Annotated in this window: 24 protein-coding genes; 15 read left to right on the forward strand and 9 right to left on the reverse strand. The window is 39.9% G+C overall.

The genetic code is table 11. From position 1 onward, the window contains the following. Nucleotides 1-6: 6 nt before the first annotated feature. Entirely contained in the window at nt 7-999 is a 993-nt protein-coding gene (locus tag F957_RS13935) for a helix-turn-helix transcriptional regulator (RefSeq protein WP_228129622.1), read from the reverse strand. A gap of 164 nt (nt 1,000-1,163) precedes the next feature. Here F957_RS13935 and F957_RS13930 point away from each other — a divergent pair, with 164 nt between their 5' ends. Then, nucleotides 1,164-2,048 (forward strand): DUF4344 domain-containing metallopeptidase, encoded by an 885-nt coding sequence (locus tag F957_RS13930; protein WP_228129621.1) that lies wholly within the window; start codon nt 1,164-1,166, stop codon nt 2,046-2,048. 143 nt (nt 2,049-2,191) lie between these two features. On the opposite strand, the gene F957_RS13925 is transcribed toward F957_RS13930, so the two are convergent. Both F957_RS13925 and F957_RS13920 read right to left on the reverse strand, forming a co-directional pair. Continuing rightward, nucleotides 2,192-3,064, reverse strand: coding sequence for an NAD(P)-dependent oxidoreductase (locus F957_RS13925; protein ID WP_016540186.1), 873 nt, complete (start codon nt 3,062-3,064; stop codon nt 2,192-2,194). Nucleotides 3,065-3,067: 3 nt separating this feature from the next. Continuing rightward, a complete protein-coding gene (locus F957_RS13920; protein WP_016540185.1) occupies nt 3,068-4,153 on the reverse strand; it encodes an alpha/beta fold hydrolase in 1,086 nt (361 codons plus the stop codon). Between the two features lie 135 nt (nt 4,154-4,288). Between F957_RS13920 and F957_RS13915 the strand changes: the two genes are divergently transcribed. The 11 genes from F957_RS13915 to aroC all read left to right on the forward strand — a co-directional run bounded on the left by F957_RS13915 (nt 4,289) and on the right by aroC (nt 14,341). After that, nucleotides 4,289-5,476 carry an O-succinylhomoserine sulfhydrylase gene (locus F957_RS13915; RefSeq protein WP_016540184.1) on the forward strand — a complete coding sequence of 396 codons (1,188 nt, stop codon included), beginning with the start codon at nt 4,289-4,291 and terminating at the stop codon, nt 5,474-5,476. 12 nt (nt 5,477-5,488) lie between these two features. Next, the gene (locus tag F957_RS13910; RefSeq protein WP_016163647.1) at nt 5,489-5,818 is read left to right on the forward strand and encodes a YbaB/EbfC family nucleoid-associated protein; all 330 of its coding nucleotides are present in this window, start codon (nt 5,489-5,491) and stop codon (nt 5,816-5,818) included. A 67-nt stretch (nt 5,819-5,885) separates the two neighbouring features. Further along, nucleotides 5,886-6,482 carry a recombination mediator RecR gene (gene recR, locus F957_RS13905; RefSeq protein ID WP_016540182.1) on the forward strand — a complete coding sequence of 199 codons (597 nt, stop codon included), beginning with the start codon at nt 5,886-5,888 and terminating at the stop codon, nt 6,480-6,482. A 286-nt stretch (nt 6,483-6,768) separates the two neighbouring features. Beyond that, the gene (locus tag F957_RS13900) at nt 6,769-7,911 is read left to right on the forward strand and encodes a ribonuclease D (RefSeq protein WP_016540180.1); all 1,143 of its coding nucleotides are present in this window, start codon (nt 6,769-6,771) and stop codon (nt 7,909-7,911) included. Between the two features lie 175 nt (nt 7,912-8,086). Then, a complete protein-coding gene (locus F957_RS13895; protein ID WP_004653415.1) occupies nt 8,087-8,392 on the forward strand; it encodes a YcgL domain-containing protein in 306 nt (101 codons plus the stop codon). After that, nucleotides 8,385-8,771: a hypothetical protein gene (locus F957_RS13890; RefSeq protein WP_016540179.1), complete on the forward strand. Its 387-nt coding sequence runs from the start codon at nt 8,385-8,387 to the stop codon at nt 8,769-8,771. Before F957_RS13895 ends, F957_RS13890 begins: the two co-directional genes overlap by 8 nt. A gap of 35 nt (nt 8,772-8,806) precedes the next feature. Next, nucleotides 8,807-9,658, forward strand: a complete 852-nt coding sequence (locus F957_RS13885; RefSeq protein WP_016540178.1) for an AAA family ATPase — start codon at nt 8,807-8,809, stop codon at nt 9,656-9,658. Between the two features lie 12 nt (nt 9,659-9,670). Then, nucleotides 9,671-10,858, forward strand: coding sequence for a vWA domain-containing protein (locus F957_RS13880; protein WP_016540177.1), 1,188 nt, complete (start codon nt 9,671-9,673; stop codon nt 10,856-10,858). A gap of 37 nt (nt 10,859-10,895) precedes the next feature. Continuing rightward, nucleotides 10,896-12,101 (forward strand): tryptophan synthase subunit beta, encoded by a 1,206-nt coding sequence (trpB, locus tag F957_RS13875; protein WP_016540176.1) that lies wholly within the window; start codon nt 10,896-10,898, stop codon nt 12,099-12,101. A 126-nt stretch (nt 12,102-12,227) separates the two neighbouring features. Continuing rightward, nucleotides 12,228-13,238, forward strand: a complete 1,011-nt coding sequence (prmB, locus tag F957_RS13870; RefSeq protein WP_016540175.1) for a 50S ribosomal protein L3 N(5)-glutamine methyltransferase — start codon at nt 12,228-12,230, stop codon at nt 13,236-13,238. A gap of 11 nt (nt 13,239-13,249) precedes the next feature. Next, nucleotides 13,250-14,341 carry a chorismate synthase gene (gene aroC, locus F957_RS13865; RefSeq protein ID WP_016540174.1) on the forward strand — a complete coding sequence of 364 codons (1,092 nt, stop codon included), beginning with the start codon at nt 13,250-13,252 and terminating at the stop codon, nt 14,339-14,341. Nucleotides 14,342-14,451: 110 nt separating this feature from the next. On the opposite strand, the gene F957_RS13860 is transcribed toward aroC, so the two are convergent. After that, nucleotides 14,452-15,681 carry a GGDEF domain-containing protein gene (locus F957_RS13860; protein ID WP_016540173.1) on the reverse strand — a complete coding sequence of 410 codons (1,230 nt, stop codon included), beginning with the start codon at nt 15,679-15,681 and terminating at the stop codon, nt 14,452-14,454. A 295-nt stretch (nt 15,682-15,976) separates the two neighbouring features. Between F957_RS13860 and F957_RS13855 the strand changes: the two genes are divergently transcribed. Next, on the forward strand, nt 15,977-16,723 hold the full coding sequence (locus F957_RS13855) for a TenA family transcriptional regulator (RefSeq protein WP_016540172.1): 747 nt from the start codon (nt 15,977-15,979) through the stop codon (nt 16,721-16,723). Nucleotides 16,724-16,831: 108 nt separating this feature from the next. On the opposite strand, the gene F957_RS13850 is transcribed toward F957_RS13855, so the two are convergent. After that, nucleotides 16,832-19,060: a phosphocholine-specific phospholipase C gene (locus F957_RS13850; protein ID WP_016540171.1), complete on the reverse strand. Its 2,229-nt coding sequence runs from the start codon at nt 19,058-19,060 to the stop codon at nt 16,832-16,834. A gap of 27 nt (nt 19,061-19,087) precedes the next feature. After that, nucleotides 19,088-19,234, reverse strand: a complete 147-nt coding sequence (locus tag F957_RS21605) for a hypothetical protein (protein ID WP_016540170.1) — start codon at nt 19,232-19,234, stop codon at nt 19,088-19,090. A gap of 756 nt (nt 19,235-19,990) precedes the next feature. Between F957_RS21605 and F957_RS13845 the strand changes: the two genes are divergently transcribed. Further along, nucleotides 19,991-20,278, forward strand: a complete 288-nt coding sequence (locus F957_RS13845) for a hypothetical protein (RefSeq protein WP_016660247.1) — start codon at nt 19,991-19,993, stop codon at nt 20,276-20,278. A gap of 254 nt (nt 20,279-20,532) precedes the next feature. On the opposite strand, the gene F957_RS13840 is transcribed toward F957_RS13845, so the two are convergent. Further along, on the reverse strand, nt 20,533-21,231 hold the full coding sequence (locus tag F957_RS13840; protein ID WP_016540169.1) for an NAD(P)H-dependent oxidoreductase: 699 nt from the start codon (nt 21,229-21,231) through the stop codon (nt 20,533-20,535). Nucleotides 21,232-21,360: 129 nt separating this feature from the next. On the opposite strand from F957_RS13840, the gene F957_RS13835 reads away from it, so the two are divergent. After that, entirely contained in the window at nt 21,361-22,386 is a 1,026-nt protein-coding gene (locus tag F957_RS13835; protein ID WP_016540168.1) for an AraC family transcriptional regulator, read from the forward strand. Between the two features lie 3 nt (nt 22,387-22,389). On the opposite strand, the gene F957_RS13830 is transcribed toward F957_RS13835, so the two are convergent. Further along, nucleotides 22,390-23,334, reverse strand: coding sequence for a phosphatidate cytidylyltransferase (locus F957_RS13830; protein WP_016540167.1), 945 nt, complete (start codon nt 23,332-23,334; stop codon nt 22,390-22,392). After that, nucleotides 23,331-23,981 carry a lysophospholipid acyltransferase family protein gene (locus F957_RS13825; protein WP_016540166.1) on the reverse strand — a complete coding sequence of 217 codons (651 nt, stop codon included), beginning with the start codon at nt 23,979-23,981 and terminating at the stop codon, nt 23,331-23,333. Before F957_RS13825 ends, F957_RS13830 begins: the two co-directional genes overlap by 4 nt. Nucleotides 23,982-23,986: the final 5 nt, after the last annotated feature.

Raw genomic sequence — 23,986 nt, forward strand, 5'->3', positions numbered from 1 at the left:
ATTTCGTTAAGAAGAAATAATATGTAGCGCTTTGATCAATTCAACTTTATTACTAACGCCTAATTGCATATAAGCCTTTTGTAGATAGGTCCGAACTGTAGATGGGCTTAACCCTAATAGTTCAGCGACTTTTTTATAAGAATGGCCCTGTGAGAAAAGGTAAGCAACACGATATTCACGTGGTGATAATGTTAAATTTCTCTTTATATTTAAAATTTCAATTCTAATGTTATCTGATTTTTTGAAAATATTGATGTTGACTTTACCTAAACGAATACTGGTTGGTATTTTATCGAACTGAAACATCAATTCTTCAGGAATATAAACCCCTTTCCATTCTGGCCATTTTGCGTAAATAACTTCACATAGACCAGCACCAATGCTTAATATATAACCATCTTCTCGTACTAGTCCCGCATGAAACATATTGTGATTAGGAGAAAGCTCTAAAGCCTCTTGCAAGTTATAACGCCAAATTTGATTTATATGACGAACTGACTGTTCGAAAAAGGCGATATTTATATTGCTAAATGAAGCTCCACTATGTCGATATAAACTTATAAAAAAAATATGTCCAGTAAAGGTATCTTTTATAGACATGGACATGCCATGTAAGAGTTGATATTTTCGGCTAAATTGGTTGAGCTCATGGCTTTCAGTTTCATCTTGAAAATCAGATGAATAACTGAACCTATGGGCAATATCAGATAAATTGTCAACCACATGAGCAAATTCATCATCATTTGCAACAGCTTTCCATTCAGACGGAAAAGTTGTTGGTAGGTTGATTGTCTCTGTGTGATGAATACCCACCATTTTTTTGTCTTTATCGTGTGTGATGAGTCCCCACCAAGCAGCATCAAAACATATGATTGTTTTTAATTCTTGCAATGACTGCCGAATAAATTCTGAAGCCAGATGATCTTTGGAAATCTTTCCTAATTTCAATAAGTAATGGCCTAAGACTTCAATTGAAGTAATATTTTGTATTTCTTCCAAAAGCTTTCTAGCCCCGACTTCTTTACTCGGTAGGAGCATACTTTAATTACGATAAATTCTGCAAGAGCGTCTGCATTTGCAGATTGTTTTAGCCGATAAATCTATAAATAATTTGATTTAGAAACTCATGGAAACATACAAAATGTATCCATGCATACTCTCCTATGAATATTAAATATTCTATGCAAAAGGTTACATTTTTGATGAAAATCATTCATAGCAATTATCTCAGGAAAACAATTATTTTTTCTTTGTCAATTTATGCGCTATTAAATTTGGTTGGGTGTAATGACAGTTCAGATTCCAAATCTAAAAATATTAAATCAGGGACAGTAGTGGAAAATACATCTTTGAAAGGTAAATTTATTCCAGTCTATGAAGTGGCTCGAACGAACGAAAACCGAATTGAAGAAAATCTTTGGCGCAGCAGAAAAATTTTGGAAGGCTACACAGCAGAGATGAATAGTTTTGTAAATATTCCTGTAGACATTAAAGTTGTAGCAAAAGAGTGTCAGGAAGCAAACGCATTTTATGATAGTGAAACACAAACAATCGAGTTGTGTTATGAATTAGGAGCAGAAGAGCGAAAAATGTTCACTGATGCAGGTGATTCTGGGGATATTTTAGAGAACGAACTTTATCAAAGTGCTGTAGGAACGCTATTCCATGAGGCTGGACACGCCTTGATTGATGTACTTAATCTAAAAATTACAGGTAGAGAAGAAGATGTGGCTGATCAATTAGCTGCATATATTTTAACTTATAATGATGAGGATAAAGATTATCTTCTTACTGTTGCTGATACGTATAGCCTTGCAGCACAACGAGCAAAATCATTGGACGATCTTCCTTTTTATGATTCTCATTCATTAGATGCTCAACGTGCGGTTAATTTTCTATGCTATGTATATGGATCTGATACAAAGAACTTTCAGTATCTAATCAGTGATGAGTTGCTCAATAAAGATCGTTCAGAGGAATGTGAGCATGAGTATAATCAAATCGTCGATGCTTGGGATTTTTTACTCGCTCCTTATTTTAAAAAGTAGGCTATGATTTTGTCTTTGCTGAAAGTTCTTAAAAAAGTTCTGTATTTGACATAGCGGTTAATATAAAAAAGACATATTCATGGAATATGTCTTTTTATTTAAAAAATAAATTAATACAAACACTTATGTGTTAATTCAAAAATTTATTTTAAAGTGATTTTAGTCCATGATTCATACATTTTTACGGCTGCGGAGAAGTCACTATTTGGTTCAGCGGTTAAATTTGCTGCTTGAATCAAGCTTTGCGTTAACGACAAAATCGGAGCAGGGAGTTTTGCATCCTTAACTAAATCAAGTGCGATACCTGTATCTTTCGCAAGTAATGGTAGTCCAAAAGTTACAGAAAACTCCCGACTCAATACGCGTTGCGGAAAAATCGTTTCTGTAACCAGACTTTTACCGCTTGATGCATTGATACAGTTCAGTGCTGCATCCAAATTGACGCCGTGTGCTTTTAAAGTACTGAAACCTTCAGCAACTGACCACAAATTCACAGCAAGCAACATATTATTAATGGCTTTTACTGCAAAACCCGCACCAGATTCACCTACATGTTGAATCAATTTACCGACTGCGGCCATAGCAGGGTAAGCACGTTCAAAAGCATCAACATCACCACCCACCATGACAGTTAAGGTTGCATTCTCAGCACCTACGGTTTGACCACTGACAGGTGCATCCAAAAAGTCTACATTTTGAGCTTTTAATTTCTCAGCCAGACGGCGTGCCGCTTCAGGCACACCACTGGTACAGTCAATCCAGATTGAACCTGATTTGATCTCTAGACCATCAATCAAGGCTTCGACGTCCTCACTGGTTGGTAAGCAAGAAAAGATCACATCAGCCTGAACCGCTTGAGTAAGCTCAACGGCTGTAGTTCCATATTCTGTTGCATGCTGTTCAGCTTTACTAAAATTTCGATTCCAGACATAGACCTTCTCGAAATATTTAGGCAAATGCGCTGCCATACGATAGCCCATAGCCCCTAAACCGATGAATGCAACAGATTGAGTCATACTTTACCTTTTTATTTGCGTTGATCGTTCGGCTAACCATGTCGTAAGTGTTGGCCAGAACTCTATTGAACTATTATGACTAGACATTAAACCTAAGTGTCCGCCAGGAATAAGAGTAAACGTGACATCTTGGCTACTTGTCAACTGAGTCAACGGAAATGCAGATTCAGAAGTGACTAGTTGATCACCTTTTCCAGCACCAACAAATAAAGAGCAATTGATTTTTTTCAATTCAATGGTTTTGTTTTTAAGCTGAATCGCGCCGTTTTTTAAAGGATTTTGCAACCAGACATTGAACAGCATATCTTGGTTCACACCACCAGGATAATCAATCATATTGTTTAAGAAGTGGCTCAGGGTTGCATCTTCTTGCACCAGTTTTAGATTATCCAAATTTTTCAGTAGTTGAATGTTGCCATCAATCCAGCCTTTAGGATCTAACAACTTGAATCCAAGCGAGTTTAGGAAGCCTGGTGAATGAATCATTAACTTCGGTAAACGATTATAGATGTAATCTTTAATGGTGGGGTTGCGGTTAGTCAGATAAGCCAAAGTTTTATAAAGTTTGCCAATATAACCCGAAGCATAGCTGTCGATCGGACTACCTAACACCACCAAGTTTTTGACAACACTCGGCTGATGGCGAGCAGTGTAAAGGGTGACGAAAATTCCCGCCATACTCCAGCCATGCAGCGAAATTTTTTCAGATTTGGAGTGTTGTTGAATTGCTTCAATACATTTAGGTATAAAGTTATCAATAAAAGATAGAAAGTTAATTTGGTAGTTTTTATAAGTCAGTTTACCCCAATCAATCAAATAAACATCAAAACCACTGTCTTGAAAATGTTTCACCAAAGAACGATAAGGATATAAATCATAGATATCCATATTAATGGCCAACGGTGCAACGAATACTAACGGTTCTTTATAGCGTTTGTTCTCTGACGCATAGAAACGGACGCGAGTTTGTTTAAATTGAGCAATCACTTGATACGGCGTCGATTGAGACAAAACCAGTTTGTCGGCATCGAAAACACGCATAGCCAGATGTTTAAAATTTATTTTTTGCTGTTCCACAAGCGATTTCATCTTAGAAAGTCTCATCATGAGTCAAGATTGCACGAAGTCTAAGCGATAATTTCATCTTACGCCTTGACCTTAAATACCTTAGGCGCTCAAAATATTGGCACATTTCGACATTATGATCATAAGGCATACAGAACGATGAATCCAAGCGATGATTTAGAATACCAATTAGAAACACTGGCAATTCGCACAGGGCATGATCGTACCTCTGAAGGTGAGCATAGTGAGCCAATCTTTCTAACCTCGTCATTTGTGTGTGAAAGTGCGGCTGATGCTGCTGCCAAATTCTCAGGGCAAATTGCTGGTAATACCTACTCACGTTATACCAATCCAACCGTACAGGCTTTTGAAAAGCGCTTGGCTGTTTTGGATGGCGCAGAACGTGCAGTCGCGACCAGTTCAGGTATGGCTGCAGTACATGCAATGTGTATGGCTTATTTAAAAGCGGGTGACCATGTCATTTGTTCTCGTGCGGTATTCGGTTCAATCATTGCTTTATTTGAAAAATATGTCGCGAAATTTGCCGTTGAAGTGACTTTTGTCGATTTAGATGATCTTGAAGGCTGGAAACAGGCGATTCGTCCAAACACGCGTATTCTATTTATCGAAACGCCGTCGAATCCTTTGGCACAAGTGGGAGATATGCAGGCCATTGCTGATATCGCCCATGCCAATGGCGCTTTGTTTGCGGTCGATAACTGTTTCTGCACGCCAGTATTACAACAACCGATTAAGTTTGGTGCGGATTTAGTCCTTTATTCAGCAACCAAGTATATCGATGGCCAAGGTCGTGCCTTGGGGGGTGCTGTTGTTGGAAAACATGACTTACTTGAAGAAGTAAATGGTGTAATCCGTACTTTGGGTAACTCGATGAGTCCATTCAATGCTTGGATTTTCTTGAAAGGCTTGGAAACACTGAGCATTCGTATGAAAGCACATTGTGAAAGTGCACAAAAATTGGCGGAATGGTTACATCAGCACGAAAAAGTTGAAAAAGTGTATTACGCAGGCTTACCTGATCATCCAGGCCATGCACTTGCGAAAAAACAGCAAAAAGGCTTTGGTGGTGTTGTATCCTTTGTGGTGAAAGGTGAGCGCGAAGGTGCTTGGACCGTGATTGATAACACCCGTTTCTTGTCGATTACCAGTAATCTAGGTGACGTTAAGTCAACAATTACACATCCAGCAACGACCTCGCATGGTAGAATGTCGGCTGAAGCTAAACAAGCTGCAGGAATTGAAGAAGGTTTGATTCGTGTGTCTGTTGGTTTAGAAGACATTGATGATATTATTCGCGACATATCACGCGGTTTAGATTTAATTTAACGAGAGAAACTTATGAACATTAATATGCTCATGCAGCAAGCTCAGCGCATGCAAAAAGATATGGAATCAAATCTTAAAAAAGCCAAAGAAGAGCTTGCAAAAACTGAAGTTCATGCTGAAGCAGGCGGTGGCTTGGTTAAAGTAACCATGACGTGCCGTAATGTGGTTAAGCGTATTGAAATTAGTCCTGACCTGTTGCAAGACGAAGCGGATATGATTGAAGATTTGATTGCTGCGGCAATGAATGATGCCGCGCGTCAAGCAGAAGCCATTTCTGAAGAGAAATTACAAGGTGCGAACACCGGTATGGGCTTACCACCAGGCTTATCTGGCTTATTTTAATAAATCCCTCCCTAAGCTTTCAAATGGAACTTAGGGAGTCTTTTTTTATAAACAATCGAGTTGATTTGTGTTTAGTGAACGATTTGAACAATTAGTTCAAGCATTACGTATATTGCCAAGTGTTGGTCCCAAATCAGCACAACGTATGGCATTACATTTATTAATGAAAAACCGGGAAGGTGCTTTTGCTTTGTCGCATGCCTTACATGAAGCATCGAGCCATATTCACGAATGCCAGATTTGTCATTCATTAACTGAAAATGAAATCTGTGATATCTGTGCTTCCGCAGAGCGTGATGAGCAACTGCTGTGTGTGGTTGAATCACCAGCCGATGTGATGGCGATTGAACAGAGTGGCAGTTTTCGCGGAAAATATCATGTGCTTGGTGGACACCTTTCTCCATTGGATGGTATCGGCCCAGAAGAGATAGGAATTCCATACTTGATTCAGCGGCTCAGTGCAGGACAGATTCAAGAGGTGATTTTAGCCACTAATGCGACTGTGGAAGGACAAGCGACTGCACATTATCTGGTTGAGGCGACCAAGCATTTGCCGATTCACATGACCCGAATTGCGCAAGGTGTGCCACAAGGTGGTGAACTGGAATATGTAGATAGTCATACCTTAAGTCAAGCTGTACATAACCGTATGCGAATGAAATAACGGGGTTCATTCGCATTTTTATATATTTATATTAAATTCATGCTGTTAATTTAAACAAATAATTAAATTTTACATATTGTCTAACATTATCGTAGATCTATTTATTGTGATTTGTGGCACTATTGACGGGCGAAAAGGATTTTCGTTTTTTGATGAATGGAAGAGGAGTAATTTCATGTCTTGCATGTGGAATACCAATTAATTTTTTTGTATTTTTCAGTTGAGCAATGACTGACATTGGGCAGTTTTATTGCACATGGTTCTTTATTATTTTACTTGAGCACACATGTTTCAGTTTATCCAACAGCAACAAGATTTAGCTGTTCTCCTCAAGCAGATGGAACAGTGTTCTGTCTACGCCCTTGATACCGAGTTTATTAAGGTCGATACCTTATATCCTAAACTTGGTGTTTGCCAAATCAATTTAAATGGTCAAATTCTGTTGCTTGATGGTGCAGCATTAGATCTCAGCAATTTTTGGCCAAAGATTTTTGCGGCTCAACAAAATATTTTTCATGCCTGTGGCGAAGATATTGATCTGATCTATCATTATGCCGACCAAAAACCATTAAATAATGTATTCGACACCCAAGTTGCGTTGGCATTTCTCGGACATGGGCTTCAAGTCAGTTATCAAAATGCGCTTAAAACTTGTTTGAATATTGAGATTGAAAAAGATCAGACCCGTTCGGACTGGCTTGCTAGACCATTAACGCAAGAGCAGATGTGCTATGCGGCAAATGATGTGATCTATTTAAGCAAACTTGCAGATGCGCTGAAAACAGATCTGAAAGCAAAAGGGCTGTATCAATACGTATTGGAAGATTGTCAAAATCTCACCAAAGAGATTGCCTTGGAAACACCACTGGCAGAGTTGTACACCGATATCGGTAATTATCGCCATTCACGCCGTGAATTGATGCAGTTGCAACAACTCAGTATTTGGCGAGAGCAGATTACCAAGGCATTGAATCAGCCACGTAGTTTTATTCTTAGAAACTCCACCATGATCGATTTGGTGGAAAAGAATCCTCGCAATAATTTTCAGTTGGCAAGAATTAAAGATATTCGTCCGCACATTGTACGTGAACATGGCAAAATGATTCTTGATTTACTCAAGTTCTTACCGCCAGAGGAAGAGTGGCCATTACGTATGGCTAAGCCGATCAAGAGTAATTCTAAAGAAGTTGCACCCAAAATTGATGCGTTGATTGAAAGTGTAGTTTTAGAAACTGGGATACCGAAAGAAGTATTACTGCGTAAGAAATGGATGAATGCCATCTATGAACATGTGGTCTTTCATTTAGATGAGCAGTCTTTACCGAGTTATTTAATGGGTTGGCGCTATGACATTCTGACACAACCATTGATTGCGTTGTTAAAAGAAGATATTGAATATCTTTCCACACAAATGAAAGTGATACGATAAACAGGAAAGAGTGAATCAATGATTCGCTCTTTTTTATTTTGACGCATTGTTTTGTCTTTTCGTTTTGTACTTGCCATTAAGACCGCAAAACACGACTCCAGCGTTAACAATCCTTAATGTATCCATTTTTATTTTCATGTATGCTGTCTTTGATTGTTAATAGATGTGAGTAAACATGCACTGCGATATTTATAGATCGAGCAAAAAAGATGAAATGTATATGTATATTGCTCGTCCAAATTATCCTGATGACAAGGAACAAGAAAACCCATTTGAAGGTGTTCCAGAAACAGTTCTACAAGCATTCGGCAAAGCCACCTTTGTCATGCATTTAGAGCTTCATAATGAGCGTAAACTTGCACGTGCTAACGTTTTACATGTGTTAGATTCATTAAATACCAAAGGCTTTTTTATTCAGATGCCACCAGAAGGATTAATTAATCCGAATGCGGTAGAACCAGAGGGCTTACGTGGTGCTTGAGACTTTAACAGCGATATGGTCTAACATTCTTTCGGTTCTGGATCAATTTCCAGAAGAAAATGTTGCGATCATTGTTTATGTTACAGGGACACTCATTGCATTGTGGTGCTGGTATCGTTTGATGTCACGCCTACCCAATCCAATTGGTGGCATCCTTTGGATTATTGCCTTTGCAGTTCTTGCGACTCCAACAATTTCAGAAGGTCCAAACTCGGCCTTAGCGCCAGCAATTTTTGGTTTGCTTTTTGGTGTCCTCACCAAAGAACATGTCTTAGTCTGGTCTAACTTATCATTGATTTTATTTGTCATTGGTACGGGGTTACTGATCGGCTTCTGCTGGTCAAAATACACTGCAAATAAAACTGCAGGTTCAGTTTAGATACAACGTTAAATATAGAAAAATAAGGTTTTAAAATGTCTGCTGATACACAACACTTCACTGGTACAGATCAATATATTGCAACTGATAGCTTAAAGCTTGCAGTGAAAGCTGCCCGTGCTTTACAGAAACCATTATTGGTGAAAGGCGAGCCAGGTACAGGTAAAACATTACTTGCAGAGCAAGTGGCTGAAAGCTTGGGTTTGAAACTGATTACTTGGCATATCAAGTCAACCACCAAAGCCCAGCAAGGTCTGTATGAATATGATGCTGTTTCACGTTTGCGTGACAGCCAGCTAGGTGATGATCGTGTCTACGACATTAAAAACTATATTAAACCCGGTAAATTGTGGGAAGCATTTACCAGCGAAGAGCGTTGTGTATTGTTGATTGATGAAATCGACAAGGCGGATATTGAATTTCCAAATGACTTATTGCATGAACTCGACAAAATGTCGTTCTATGTTTATGAGACTGGTGAGGCCATTACCGCAACTCAACGCCCAATCGTGATTATTACCTCGAATAATGAGAAGGAACTGCCAGATGCATTCTTGCGTCGTTGTTTCTTCCATTATATCGAGTTCCCTGATGATGCAACTATGCGTGACATCATTGCAGTACATTTCCCGAATATTTCAAATACCCTAGTCAGTGAAGCACTACAGGTGTTCTTTAAATTACGTGAAGTTCCGAATTTGAAAAAACCACCGTCAACATCAGAACTCATTGATTGGTTAAGCCTGTTGATGGCAGATGATATGCCAGAAGATGTATTGCGTAATCACGATAAATCAAAAGCGATTCCACCCTTATATGGTGCTTTGATTAAGAATGAACAAGATGTGCAATTGCTTGAACGTTTAGCCTTTATGTCACGCCGCTAAGAGTGTTTAAAAATGTTTGTGCGACTGTTTTACACCTTACGCAAATATGGCGTGCCTGTAACAACACGTGAGCTCATTGATCTTAATCAGGCGGTCGCGTCAGGTCTTGTATTTGCAGATCAGGAACAGTTCTATCAATTGGCTAAAACTGTTTTAGTCAAAGATGAGCGCTTTTTTGATAAGTTTGATCGTGCCATGAAAGATTATTTTGATGGCATCGAAACTTTTGATTTAGATGAATTGCTAAAACAAGTTCATAAGCTACCCAAAGACTGGTTTGATCTTGAGCTATTAGAGAAACATCTTACGCCTGAACAACGTGCTGAGCTACAAAAGGCAGGTTCTCTCGAAGAGCTGATGAAAATGCTGGAAGAACGCTTACGTGAACAGCATAAAAAACATCAGGGTGGCAATCGCATGATTGGCACTGGGGGAACTTCACCTTTTGGTGCGTTTGGTGATCATCCAGAAGGTGTTCGTATTGGTGGGCCAGGGCGTAAACGTTCAGCGGTTAAAGTTTGGGAACAACGTAAATACCAAAATCTAGATGATGATCAGGTTTTGGGAACCCGTCAGATGCAAATTGCCTTACGCCGTTTGCGTAAATTTGCCCGCCAAGGCGCTGCTGAAGAGCTCGATGTCGATGGCACCATTCGTGAGACAGCCAAACAAGGGATTTTGGATGTACAGTTGGTCCCTGAGCGTCGTAACCGCATTAAAGTGCTCATGCTGTTTGATGTCGGTGGTTCGATGGATGCATATATCGCAGAGTGTGAAAAGCTATTTAGTGCGGCTAAATCAGAGTTTAAAACCCTCGAATACTTCTACTTCCATAACTGTCTATATGACCATGTGTGGAAGGATAACCATCGCCGTAGTTCAACCCGTATGAATACATGGGATCTATTCCATACTTATGGACGTGATTATCGGGTCATCGTGGTGGGTGATGCCAGTATGGCACCATATGAGTTAAAGTCTGCGGGTGGTTCAGTTGAATATATGAACGAAGAGTCGGGCGAAGTATGGCTTAGACGTTTACGTCAGCATTTTGACAAAACCGCTTGGTTGAACCCTGAAGTGGAAGGTTATTGGCATTACACCCAGACCATTAACTGGATTAAAGACATTTTTGAGAATCACATGTTTCCAATGACCCTAAAAGGTCTTGAGGATATGACACGCTACCTATCGCGTTAAAATTTTATATTAAGACTTTATAAGAACAGGAAAAGACATGGAACATCAAATTAATGGCGTTGCTTTGCCAAATGAAGCAGGTTTCTTTGGCAATTTTGGTGGTCAGTTCATTCCACCACATTTAAAAGAAGCAATGGATGAAATTAATAAGGCCTATGAAGAGATTCGTCATACCGCTGAGTTTCAGGATGAGCTGAATGACTTATTCAAAAACTATGTTGGTCGTCCAAGCCCATTGTTTCATGCCAAGCGTTTGTCTGATCAATTGGGTGGAGCACAGATTTATCTCAAACGCGAAGACCTGAACCATACGGGAGCGCATAAGATTAATCACTGTTTGGGTGAGGCTTTGCTTGCGAAATATATGGGCAAAAGCAAAGTCATTGCCGAGACGGGTGCGGGGCAACATGGCGTGGCTTTGGCAACGGCTTGTGCATTGGTCGGCATCCCATGTGAAATCCACATGGGTCAAGTCGATATTGAAAAAGAACATCCGAATGTCGTGAAGATGAAAATCTTGGGTGCGAAACTGGTTTCAGTTACACAAGGCACAGCGACCTTAAAAGATGCGGTGGATAGTGCTTTTGAAGAATATTTAAAAGATCCTAAAAACTATATCTATGCGATTGGCTCGGTGGTTGGGCCACATCCTTTCCCGAAAATGGTACGTGATTTTCAATCAATTATTGGCAATGAAATCAAAACTCAGGCTAATGAACGCTTTGGACAGAATCCAGATTATGTGGTTGCCTGTGTTGGTGGTGGTTCTAATGCGATAGGCGCATTCACTGCATTTTTAAATACGCCAGAAGTTCAATTGGTGGGTGTAGAACCTGCAGGTCATGGCCTAGATACCGACAAACACTCAGCCACTTTGACTTTGGGTAAGCCGGGGCAGATTCATGGTATGGCGTGCTATGTGCTGGAAGATGACAACGGTGAGCCGTTGCCAGTGCATTCGATTGCTTCGGGCTTGGATTATCCGGGTGTTGGGCCACAACATAGTTTCCTGAAAGAGCTTGGTCGTGTGCAATATGAAACGGCGACGGATCAGGAATGTTTGGATGCCTTTATGACACTTTCACGGGTAGAAGGTATTGTCCCAGCTTTGGAAAGTTCGCATGCGGTAGCTTGGGCGTTACGTGAAGCGCCTAAGTTGGATAAAGGTATTAAGATCGTGGTCAATCTTTCTGGACGTGGCGATAAAGACTCGGATTATGTGGCAGAAAAGCTAGGCCTATAAGTTCTTGTTGAATATCTCAAGGTTAATAGACCGCTTCGTGTAGAGAGGCGGTTTTTTTATTGTTAAATCAACCTTAATCCCGTTAGAATAAAGCGTTTTGCAATTAGCACTTTTGGAGACGCCTAAGTGGAGCGACCTACAATCAGCCCTGAACATTTACAAGAAGCGGCTGAAAACCTAGTAACCATTCGAGATTTTGTTCGTTTTGGGGTAACCGCAATGCGTCAATATGACGCGCACTTAGGTCAAGGTACTCAAGATTATTTTGCAGAGAGTTCTGCATTGGTACTACAGACACTATCGCTAGAGTGGAAAGCAGATGCTGAAATTCTGGATGCCAAACTTTTACCAAGCGAAAAAGCAGAATTCTTAAGCTTGTTAGAACGTCGTATCAATGATCGTATTCCAACTTCGTATTTATTGAATTTGGCCTATTTCTTCAATAAGCCTTTTTATGTGGATGAGCGTGTCTTGATTCCACGTTCACCAATTGCTGAGTTGATTGAACAACGTTTCGCGCCGTACTGCCTAGATGAAAATGGCCGTATGCTAGAAGCATTAAATAACTTACCTGAAAACAACAATCCGAAAACACCACAACGTATCTTGGATATGTGTACGGGTTCAGGTTGTATTGCCATTGCTTTGGCTTATGCTTTTCCTGAATCAGAAGTCGATGCGACTGATATTTCAAAAGAAGCATTGGAAGTGGCCTCAATCAACACAGAGCACCACGATAAACAGTACCAAGTGGCATTACTTGAATCTGACTTGTTCTCAAAAATTCCTGCTGAAAACCAATATGACCTGATCGTCAGTAATCCTCCGTATGTGGATGCAGAAGATATGGCGGATTTACCAGAAGAATTCTTACATGAGCCTGAGCTTGCACTTGCTGCAGGTCAAGATGGCTTAGATTTAGTCCGCAAAATGTTAGCCCAAGCAGCTGACTATTTAACGGAAGATGGTTTGATTGTGATTGAAGTCGGTAATTCTGAATGGGCAATGCGCCAGAACTTCAATACAGTTGACTTCCATTGGCTCACTTTCCAAAAAGGTGGTACTGGTATTTTTGCTTTAACTGCCGAACAATGTCGCCGTTATAAAGAAGTTTTTCAGCAATCAGTTCAAAACTAAGGGGTTAAAGCATGGCAGGGAATAGTATTGGGCAACTCTTTCGAGTGACAACCTGTGGTGAATCACATGGTGCTGGCTTGATGGCGATTGTCGATGGCGTGCCACCTGGTCTTGAGCTTTGTGAAGCAGATTTGCAAAAAGACTTAGATCGCCGTAAACCGGGAACATCGAAGTTTGCAACGCAACGTAAAGAACCAGATCAAGTTGAGATTATCTCGGGTGTTTTCGAAGGTAAAACCACAGGAACATCGATTGGTTTATTGATTCGTAACACCGATCAGAAATCAAAAGACTACGGCAATATTGCTCAAACTTTCCGCCCAGGCCATGCGGATTACACGTATACGCAAAAATACGGCTTCCGTGACTATCGTGGTGGTGGTCGCTCAAGTGCGCGTGAAACGGCAATGCGTGTTGCTGCAGGTGCAATTGCCAAGAAATACCTTGCCGAAAAATTTGGTATTGATATTCGTGGACATGTCACACAAATCGGCAATGAAGTTGCTGAAAAACTAGATTGGGCAGAAGTGCCGAATAATCCATTTTTCTGTGGTGATGTGGATGCGGTACCACGCTTTGAGCAATTGGTGACTGCCTTACGTGAGCAAGGCACCAGTTGTGGCGCTAAGCTAGAAATTATTGCTGAGAAAGTGCCCGTGGGTTGGGGTGAGCCTGTATTTGATCGTTTAGATGCAGATATTGCCCATGCCATGATGAGCATTAATGCAGTCAAAGGCGTTGAAATTGGTGATGGTTTTGCAGTCGCAGGACAATTTGGTCATGAAACCCGTGATGAGCTGACGACAGATGGTTTCCTAGCCAATCATGCAGGTGGCATCTTAGGTGGGATTTCAAGTGGTCAAAGCATTCGTGTGGCGATTGCATTAAAACCAACCGCGAGTATAACCACGCCAGGTAAAACCATTACGATTGATCGGGAAAATACAGATGTATTGACCAAAGGCCGTCATGATCCGTGTGTGGGTGTACGTGCAACACCAATTGCTGAAGCGATGTTGGCGATTGTATTGATGGATCATTTCTTAAGACATCGTGCACAAAATGCAGATGTGATTGCACCGTTTAAACCAATTGAACCATAATAAAAATATTAAGCCGCACATATAATTTATTATATCTGCGGCTTGCATCACATTTTAAAAACAATTTAATTAAATATTAGTTTAATATTCATTTAATCAAGATCAAGAAATTATAAAGCTTCAGAAACGATATTATCTGATGTTGCAATATGATACTGATTCCGACCATTACTTTTCGCGATATATAATGCATGATCTGCTTGTGCAATAAATTCTGAAAGACTATCACCCATACTCGGAACCATAGTAGCAACGCCTACACTAATGGTCACATGTTTTGATACATTGCTGCGTGGATGCAGAATTCCGATATTACGTACCAATTCCATCAATCTTTGTACCTGTGTAATTGCTTGATCACGATCTGTCATCGCAAAAAGTAATAAAAACTCTTCGCCTCCATAACGCGCCGCCAGATCACCACTACGTGAGGCAATTGAGCCCAACATAATTGCAATTCGTCGCAAGCATTGATCTCCTTGAATATGTCCTAAGGTATCGTTGTAGAGCTTAAAGAAGTCGATATCAATCATCATGATGGTAATCGGCATTTCATGGCGAGTTGCACGTTTCCATTCATTCTCAAGTACTTCATCCAGATAGCGCCGGTTGGCGAGACCTGTTAAAGCATCTTGCTGAGATAAAATAGACAACTGCTGTGCTTGTCGCATGAGCTCCAAACGATTGAGCTCAATCATACAGTTCTGTAGATAGTTCTCACGATGCTGTCGGTCAGTGGCATAAGCAAGTGCCATACCCAGAAAACTGCTGAAGGTATAGGTTCGGTTTAAGAAGGTCCAATCAATCGCACCACTGAGCCAAGTACTGGCTGCAATACCAATCAAACCACCAACCCAGCCCGCAATGATCGCGGTATAGAAGCGCATTCCAACAAAGCCGTAGATGATCACTACGGCATACATCATGGCAGCATGGAACAAGACATTGTTCTGACCTTGCTCCAATACGTTAATGATGGTGAAGGAAATTGCCACTGCACCGGTTGAACCAATACACACGTAGTGATCAAACCACTTGTTCATGATGGGCAGGAACGAGAGTAACCATGCCAATGTAATGATGATACCTACCCAACCGTAGGTTGCCATCCAAGTAATACGTAGGTCTATAGGCAAGACCTGATAGATACCGAAGCTTAGAAATAGATATAAACCTAAAATAATAGGGGCGCGATAGCGGAACTCATGCGCAGCCTCATTTCTATACTGATCTCGATAGATCACTTCTAATTCTTTAGGAAACCAAACTAAATTTAGCCCGCGAGAAATTAACAAGTCGATTTGTTCTTGTCCCAAAATATTGGAAGCTTTCAACTTCATCTTATCTCTCACCACTCCCAAAATGTTCTTATAAATGTCAAAATAGGGATTATTTTTTTACTACGTTACACTGATTTAAATAGAATGTGTATTAGATTATAAAAAAATATTAATTTTTATATAAGAGCCATTGCCTAATATAATGATTCAAGTTTAAATTAGATTCAAGAAATAAAAACTGTTACAAACTAAATCACAAACGATTGTATCTTTACGGTATTAGGATACAATTTATAAAAAAGCAGCAATCATGGTACATGGTTGGATTAAGTCATACGAAATAGGATGCATCGCAATGACTGCTATGAATCAATATGGAACAAAATTAGAAATTACACCTCATTCGGGTTGGGCTCAACGATTCTGGGAAGAATTATTACCCTCAAAAGAGCGGGTCAGCAAACATCCGTTATTCTTAGATATGGCCAATGGTTGTTTAAGTCTTGAATGTTTTCGTTCAGCCTTATTGAACTTCTATCCTTTGGTTGCACATTTTCCTTCTTATATGGCAGGGTCTTTAGCCAAAGCAACTGCTTTTTCACTTGATGGCGTGACTGAAACCAGAGATTGGTTGATTCAAAACATCAAGGTAGAAGAGCGACATTTAAACTGGTATCAGGACTGGGCGGGGGGCTTTGGTCTGACAGTTGAAATGTTGAATAATGTGAAGCCACCTGTTGCGATGAATGCGGTTAATCACTTTCTTTGGGATGTTAATTTTCGCGGAAGTTTGGCTGAAAGTATTGCAGCAACTAATCTTGCGATTGAATGGGCCACAGGGGATTGGACGATTCAAGTGTACAAAGGGATTCAAACCTATACGCAACATCCTGAAGTAAACATCAATAAGCGTTCTTTAGCATGGTTAAGAGCACATGCACATTATGATGATTTACATCCTTATGAAGCGATGGAGCTGATTAAGCGCTTATGTGATAAAGACCCTGAGCAGCAAAGAAAAGCTTTCTTGGCCGCAAAAGAAGGTTTGGAATATTATGAACTTGCCTTAGATGAGTGCTATAAGTTACAGCATAAGAACTGAACGCTTGAGTATTCAGTTTGAACAAAAGCTGATTCATACTGAAAAACAAAAACCTCCTCGGTTATAGTCAAAACCGAGGAGGTGAAAGTCATTATACAGTGTTAATCCTTAAACCATTGCAGGGTCACTCACAGAATCTTCACCTGTTTCAACTCGTCCAGCAAAACGACGATAGAACTTGGCTTCCTGTGTACAGGTTACAGCGAAGTCATACCATTGACCTGTCTCATCCAAATCCCAGTGCTGGGTGAAGCTTTGTCCTGCTTTCACGGTTACTTTCAGTGGAGCATCCGTGCGATAAACCACGGGGCTAATCACCAATTCAATATCCTTCGTCCCTGAGTTTTTGAGGTCGACATATACATTGCCATTGGCAATATCATAGCAAACACGAATCTCAGCATTGATTTGCAGATCTTGATTACGATTCAGATCACCCTTGAAATGTCGATGAAAACCATTCGGCCCCATCACCCAGAGATCATATAAGCCTTGATTGTCTTTTTGCACATTCCATACATCATCTAGGCTTTTTCCTGCTTCGACAATGTAACGGCGCGGAACTCGACTTAAATTTAATTTGTCATAGACATGAAAGACAGCACCTTGTGTTCCTGTATTTGAGAACAGCAGCTTGACAGTCCCATCATTTTGGCAACGTGCACTGCTATGTAGTTCATAAGGCAGTGCTTTAGAACGACGGATACCACTGGCTTGGATTGGCATTTGCAAATTGCTTGGAATAGGCACATTGGGTAATTGTTGTTGTGCATGACGAAGTTGATCAGCTTGTTCACGGGTTTGTTTGCCATTTAGTGTTGGTAGTGCATCTTCATTGGGGGTTTTAAAGTTAAATGCAGAAGTGAGATCTCCACAAATTGCACGACGATAAGGACTGATATTGCTTTCTTTAACGCCAAAACGTTTTTCAAGGAACATCAACACTGAGGTATGGTCAAATACTTGAGAGTTAACAATCCCCCCACGACTCCAAGGTGAAATTACAAAGAGTGGAACACGAGGGCCAGGGCCATAAACACCATTGTCTTTTTGGGGTTGGCTGGTACTGCCTAGTGGTGCGTCATGCACATAATATTCATGGCGCATATCTGCTTGGCTGAGCGTTGATTTACCTGCATAAGTATTATCCGCTTGCAATGTCGGTGCTGATGGCGATGGAACATGGTCAAAATAACCATCATTTTCATCAAAATTGATCAGGAAAACAGTTTTGCTCCACACCTCAGGGACGGCTGTTAAGGCATCCAGTATTTCCTGAATAAACCAAGAGCCTTGTACTGGGCTAGATGGGCCAGGATGTTCACAGTAAATGGAAGGGGCATTGATCCAAGACACCTGAGGCAATTTTCCAGTTTTGATATCATTTTTAAATGCATCTAAAAATTCTTCTGGTTTGTTGCCGGGTAAAGTATTGGCAACGCCTTTATAAAGTGGATTTTTAGCATTGTCTGTTGTTGCATCATAAGCTTTGTATGGCAGTGTTTGTGCAGCCTTGTTATAAGGACTATTGGGCGCACCACCACTCGAAACAGGAAAACCAGAATCGATATTGGCTTTTCTAAACGTGCGGAATGCACCTAACATGTTATCGCCCCATTCATCAGGCATATTTTGATAACAAATCCAGTTGATTCCCGCTTCTTCTAAACGTTCCGCATAGGTTTTCCATGTATAACCGACATCAACCGTTTTCGGATCGCCATCAATCCAGTCCCATTCATTATTGACAAATGCGGTACTGGTTGGCACTGCACCATTGGTGCCTGTGAGATGAAATGAGCGATTGGCGTCTGTGCCTGTATGCATAGAACAATGATATGCGTCACAAATGGTAAACGCATTGGCTAAAGCGAATTGGTAAGGAATTTCCTGTTCTTTGAAATAACCCATCGCATAGTCTGTTTTATAGGTTGGCCAGTTAGACATACGGCCATTGTCCCATGCTTTTTGGCTATCTATCCAAGTATGGTTGGTGCCGGGCGCACGTTGCGCATTATTACTAGAACCATCTAAATGAAAGGGAGTTAATAACGCGCCATTACTACGTTGTTGTTGCCAAACTGTACGACCATTGAGTAAAGGAATGGTCAGGCGATCAGCAAAACCACGTACACCTTTTAAAGTTCCAAAATAATGGTCAAATGAGCGGTTTTCCTGCATGAGGATCACCACATGCTCAACATCTTGGATGGTTCCTGTTTTATTGTTGGCTGGAATCGCTAACGCTTTTTGAATACTTGCTGGGAAAGTTGTTAAAGCGGCAGCACCAAAACCTGTTTTAAGTGTGTTTGCTAAAAATTGACGACGATTAATCACGCGATTTCCTCTTATTGTTCTTTATGTTTATGGCGCACAGCGCATGACTGGTTTTTTGGCATCATCAGGTTTCGCTGCGGCCTGATCGGTATTTGAATCATTACACGCGGTGAGTGCCAATAGCATGGGAACAACATAAAGACATGAGAGCCATCGTTTCATCTTTTTCAACATCTGCTTCATCCATATTAAAGATGTCAACACACTAGACAGCGCTTATGACAGCACCGTTTCATTTATATGAAGATTCATATAAAAATGAGAGCAAAAGCAAGATTGACCAAAAGAGAGCTAGACTATTTTAGGAAGATTTGGATCTCATCTCATGTAGAAATGGTATAGGTTTTTTATTAATTAATTGATATTTATCATTTATCTTTGAAGTGACTTTGAAGATGGAAACAACGAATGTCTCAGTGCAGCAATATCATTAAGCAACCATTCTGAATATATGTCTTTATATAATATATTTTCCCTTTTAATTTTTAGATTTCAGTCACTATTTACAATAAAAATATGAAGAAATTAACACTATTGAATGTCGCAATTGTTAATTTTTAGACAGACTCCTCTAGTATAATCGTGCAGATTTTAAGCGATTTTAAAATCAAATAAAGGAGATAAAAATGAAAAAATACACAATTTTACTCCACGACCTAATGATTTCAAAATAGATGTTAATGGTTTTGTAAAGAATGGAAGTGATCCTTATGCACGAGGGGTGTCATTATTTGATAATTCTAGTAGTCTAATTTCAAAGGGAATGACCCCACATAAGGTTGATCCGAAGACTCTTCCAGTAGGATTAGGAATTTTTCAAAGAGGTTCAGATCCAAAACATTTTGAAATTCTTCCTACTCCTGGAACTTTTTTAACTCCTGAGCAATATATGTATTTGTGTTCTCAAATGAAATGTGTGAGATGAAACTAATGGAAAACTATACTATTAACTCACCTGATGATTTTCAGGATTATGATTGGGAATATGAAGCTAAAGGATGCTTAGAAATTGATGTCACAATTTTTGAAGATTCTTATATTTTTAATTTTTATGATATGAGAAGAATCTATAGTGTGGAGAATGCTAACTATTTTGGCAGCAATTGTTTCTATGATAAAAATTTAGTTCTGTTGTCAAGTGTTAATTTGAATAATATTAAGGAGTTCTTGAATCAAATTGTGGAAAGAAATGAATTATCATATTTTATTAAAAATTAATTAATCAACACATTATTTAAGCCGATGTTTTGTCTCGTTCGATCATTGTAGGGTGGAATGCCAAACAGGTTAATCTTTAATATTTCGTAAAAACCCTGACCAATTATTCATTCGTGAGTAATTGGTTTTATTTTTCCAATAAGATAAGAAGGGAGGATCAGCTACTGAGCTAAGAAAGACCTTGGCAGTAATGCTCAGAGATTTTCATGCTTTGAAAGAGTCTGATCCCATTGATTTCTTCTATATTACTGTTCTTATAACGGATTCATTCTATCGTCAAAATTTTCCAGTAGTGTAAATACTAAGGGCTGTAGATCATCTATATTTTGCAAATACTGTTCAAAATCAATCACAATCTTCTGTCTATCTTCCTGACTGATATAAGGGACATGGTAGGCAACAAATGGAGGGAGAACGTCAAAACCAACATAGGCAAGCGTACCACGTTGCAATGATGACAAATAATGCTCCAAAGGCCCATGTACAGAACCTTCACCAAACATATGATCACGCCCACCGAGTGTTAAACACAGCATGGCCTTTTTACCACGCATACCGCCATGATTATAAAAACGTTTACCACCGTAGAATAAGCCAGATACGAATACACGATCAATCCAACCTTTCAAGATGGCAGGTATAGAAGTCCAATACAAAGGAAAGCTAAAAATAACCAGATCAGCACGTTGAACTTTTTCGATTTCAGTTTGGATATCGGGTGCCAAGTGTTGCTGCTTAAACGCATGACGTTGCTCAAGTGCGTAATTAAAGTAATCGGGTTGACTCAAACTCTCAAAATCCTGCTTTGAGGCAACAGGATTAAAATTCATGGCATAGAGATCAGAAACTTCGACACTATGACCTTGCTGTTCAAAACTATGTTGTGCCGTATTTTTCAGTGCTGTAGTGAATGACAATGGCTCTGGGTGTGCATGTACAATCAAAATATGCATGATTTAATCTCTTATCATGATGAATTTTCAGATTGCTCTACTATGCTTAAATGAAGAAAGGTGTCATAGTTCATTAACCGCCAATATTTACCATTTCACGCCAATTTATTCTTCAATCTTGGAGCGACAATGAATCCAGAATTACCCGGAAGTTATGTCAATCTTTTGGTTGATCTTATCCAAAAATGGGGCATTTCTTCAGAACAACTCCTGGCAGGTACAGGAATTTCTAAGCAGACGTTAACAGCACCATTTTGGTATGTCGACTTTAATATTTTTAATCATTTATTAGAACGGGCAGCATTATTGACAAATGAAGCTGCAATTAGTTTATATCTAGCCGAAGACATGAAAGTCTCTTGTTATGGGCATGTGGGGATTGCGGCAACGGCTTCTGAAACATTGGGAGAGGCGATTGCTGTGCTGGAACAATTTATTGGCTTACATTGTTCTGTGTTTAAACCCAAACTCAAAATAGATGGGGAGATGGCGTATTTAGACTTTGATCAGCCATCACCAAAGTTTAAGCTAAATCGACATGGTATGATGTTTTTGATTCTAGGCTTTTCACAAATTTTGGAAAACTTGGCTCAAGACAAACTTGGAATCTGTTTTCAGTTCCAGCAAGATAAACCTGATTTTTATAAAAACACTCAAAAATTTAATGAAATGAATATGCACTTTAATGGAGAGAAGGATTGCCTGATCTTTAACAAAGCGGCTTTATCACTTCCCTTAAAGAGTGCTGATGCGCTATTAGCACGTTTAAGCAAGCAACAATGTGAACAAGATGCTCATAAACTTGCGCTGAAAAGGGATCAAAAAGACCGTTTAGATTCGCAGGTTAAAGCATTACTCTATGACGAGCATCAGGGTTTCTTATCATTAAAGCAGGTTGCGACGAAGCTCCATCTTTCCGAACGCACTTTACAGCGCCAATTAAGCCGTAAACAAACTTCTTTTCAAGTTCTTGTCGCTGAAGTACGTCGTAAACAAGCCGAACGTTTATTAAAACAGCCTAAACTCACGATTGAACAGATTGCAGAACGTTTGGGCTATGCCGATATTTCCCACTTTTCACGGGCATTTAAGAAGTGGACCAATGTGACACCTAAGTTTTATCGTGAAGTCAGCACTGGTCATTCTTCGTTTTAAGGCTTAGCTCCACCAATAGCGTAGGATATGGAAGAAGATTGGCGCAGAGAAACAAATAGAGTCGATACGATCTAACATACCGCCATGACCTTGAATGAGCTGTCCCCAATCTTTTACGCCACGGTCACGTTTGATGGCAGACATCACCAGTCCACCAAAGAAACCAAAAATACAGACAATCAAACCAATCAACGCTGCTTGCCAGTAAGTAAATGGGGTCAATGCTGACATCAACACACCCAGTGCGGTTGCCAGAATGATACCACCTAGCAGTCCTTCAACTGTTTTTGAAGGGGATAAGGTTGGTGCAACTTTATGTTTCCCGAACAGCTTACCGCATACATATTGCAGTACATCTGAGGCTTGAACCACCATAATCAGCCAAATCGCTAACCAAATTTTTTCCCCTTTAAATTGAGGTAAATCTAGGTTTAACAGGGCTGGAACATGTGAGATACAGAACACGCTCACCATTAAACCCCATTGGATTTTGGCGCTGCGTTCCAAAAAGTGTGTGGTATCTTCTAGCTTTAAACTGGCAATTGGAATCAGTAAGAATACATACAACGGAATGAAAATCGAAAATAGTCCGTACCAGTTGGTATAGACCAAATAATATTGATAGGGAATAACAAAGTAGAACGCGATCAGCAAAGGCAGATAGTCGCCACGACGTGTTGGTAATAAACTAATAAATTCGCGTAGTGCAAAAAACGAAATAAGACCGAATAGCACAATAAAAGCAGTTTTTCCCAATAGAATGGCGGCTGCCAAGACAATCAGCATGATCCACCAAGCATTGATACGGGCATTTAAGTTATCAATCACTGGGGAGGGGGTTATGCCTGCTTTCTGTTTGAGGATAAAGCCAATACTTGAGGCGATAATCAAAATCACGGCAAAGATGCCAAACAATAAATACGTTTGTTGTAAGTTGTCTAAACTCATTGATTCTCGGCCTCTTTTAATTTTAATAATTGCTGCTGAGCATGTTGTAAAAACTGTTCCTTATCTGCGAATTGATTGAGGACTAAAGGTTCACCAAAAATAACAGTAGAAAGTAAAGGTAATGGGATAAAAGCACCTTTGGGCATCACCCGTTTTAAGTTAGAAATCCAAACGGGAATAACCTCAACATCGGGGAATTGTTGACTGAGATGAAACAGTCCACTTTTGAACTCAAGGAGTTCAACATCATCATTTAAGTTACGGGTTCCTTCAGGGAAGAAAATAATGGAATAGCCTTCCGCCAAAACATCTTTAACCGGTTGTAAGGGATCTTGTTGATCGCTACGATTGCGTTGAATGGTGACACCCGAAAAAGTGTCTTGAATCAAAAAACGCCTAAATCCATCTTTCAGCCAATAATCAGACGCTGCGATTGGGCGAGTTTGTCTGCGTATATGAATGGGTAAGGAAGACCATAATAAAATGAAATCGATATGACTATTATGGTTGGCATAGTAGATACGCTGCTTAAGTTCTGGTTCACAGCCGACCCATAAACTTCTTGCACCCGTTAATAACCGTGCCCCACGACGGGTAAGGAAAGCAATAAAACGTGCAACTGATTGCGTAATTATATTTTTCTTCATTCAAC

This window comes from Acinetobacter gyllenbergii CIP 110306 = MTCC 11365, from assembly GCF_000413855.1.
GTDB classification, from domain to species: Bacteria; Pseudomonadota; Gammaproteobacteria; order Pseudomonadales; family Moraxellaceae; genus Acinetobacter; species Acinetobacter gyllenbergii.

Bases quoted from the DNA above. Each gene is read 5' to 3' on its own strand.
- F957_RS13930 (WP_228129621.1), top strand. From the start codon at position 1,164: ATGAATATTAAATATTCTATGCAAAAGGTTACATTTTTGATGAAAATC.
- F957_RS13925 (WP_016540186.1), bottom strand. From the start codon at position 3,064: ATGACTCAATCTGTTGCATTCATCGGTTTAGGGGCTATGGGCTATCGT.
- F957_RS13920 (WP_016540185.1), bottom strand. From the start codon at position 4,153: ATGAAATCGCTTGTGGAACAGCAAAAAATAAATTTTAAACATCTGGCT.
- F957_RS13915 (WP_016540184.1), top strand. From the start codon at position 4,289: ATGAATCCAAGCGATGATTTAGAATACCAATTAGAAACACTGGCAATT.
- F957_RS13910 (WP_016163647.1), top strand. From the start codon at position 5,489: ATGAACATTAATATGCTCATGCAGCAAGCTCAGCGCATGCAAAAAGAT.
- F957_RS13900 (WP_016540180.1), top strand. From the start codon at position 6,769: ATGTTTCAGTTTATCCAACAGCAACAAGATTTAGCTGTTCTCCTCAAG.
- F957_RS13895 (WP_004653415.1), top strand. From the start codon at position 8,087: ATGCACTGCGATATTTATAGATCGAGCAAAAAAGATGAAATGTATATG.
- F957_RS13885 (WP_016540178.1), top strand. From the start codon at position 8,807: ATGTCTGCTGATACACAACACTTCACTGGTACAGATCAATATATTGCA.
- F957_RS13880 (WP_016540177.1), top strand. From the start codon at position 9,671: ATGTTTGTGCGACTGTTTTACACCTTACGCAAATATGGCGTGCCTGTA.
- trpB (WP_016540176.1), top strand. From the start codon at position 10,896: ATGGAACATCAAATTAATGGCGTTGCTTTGCCAAATGAAGCAGGTTTC.
- aroC (WP_016540174.1), top strand. From the start codon at position 13,250: ATGGCAGGGAATAGTATTGGGCAACTCTTTCGAGTGACAACCTGTGGT.
- F957_RS13860 (WP_016540173.1), bottom strand. From the start codon at position 15,681: ATGAAGTTGAAAGCTTCCAATATTTTGGGACAAGAACAAATCGACTTG.
- F957_RS13855 (WP_016540172.1), top strand. From the start codon at position 15,977: ATGACTGCTATGAATCAATATGGAACAAAATTAGAAATTACACCTCAT.
- F957_RS21605 (WP_016540170.1), bottom strand. From the start codon at position 19,234: ATGTTGAAAAAGATGAAACGATGGCTCTCATGTCTTTATGTTGTTCCC.
- F957_RS13845 (WP_016660247.1), top strand. From the start codon at position 19,991: ATGGAAAACTATACTATTAACTCACCTGATGATTTTCAGGATTATGAT.
- F957_RS13840 (WP_016540169.1), bottom strand. From the start codon at position 21,231: ATGCATATTTTGATTGTACATGCACACCCAGAGCCATTGTCATTCACT.
- F957_RS13835 (WP_016540168.1), top strand. From the start codon at position 21,361: ATGAATCCAGAATTACCCGGAAGTTATGTCAATCTTTTGGTTGATCTT.
- F957_RS13830 (WP_016540167.1), bottom strand. From the start codon at position 23,334: ATGAGTTTAGACAACTTACAACAAACGTATTTATTGTTTGGCATCTTT.
- F957_RS13825 (WP_016540166.1), bottom strand. From the start codon at position 23,981: ATGAAGAAAAATATAATTACGCAATCAGTTGCACGTTTTATTGCTTTC.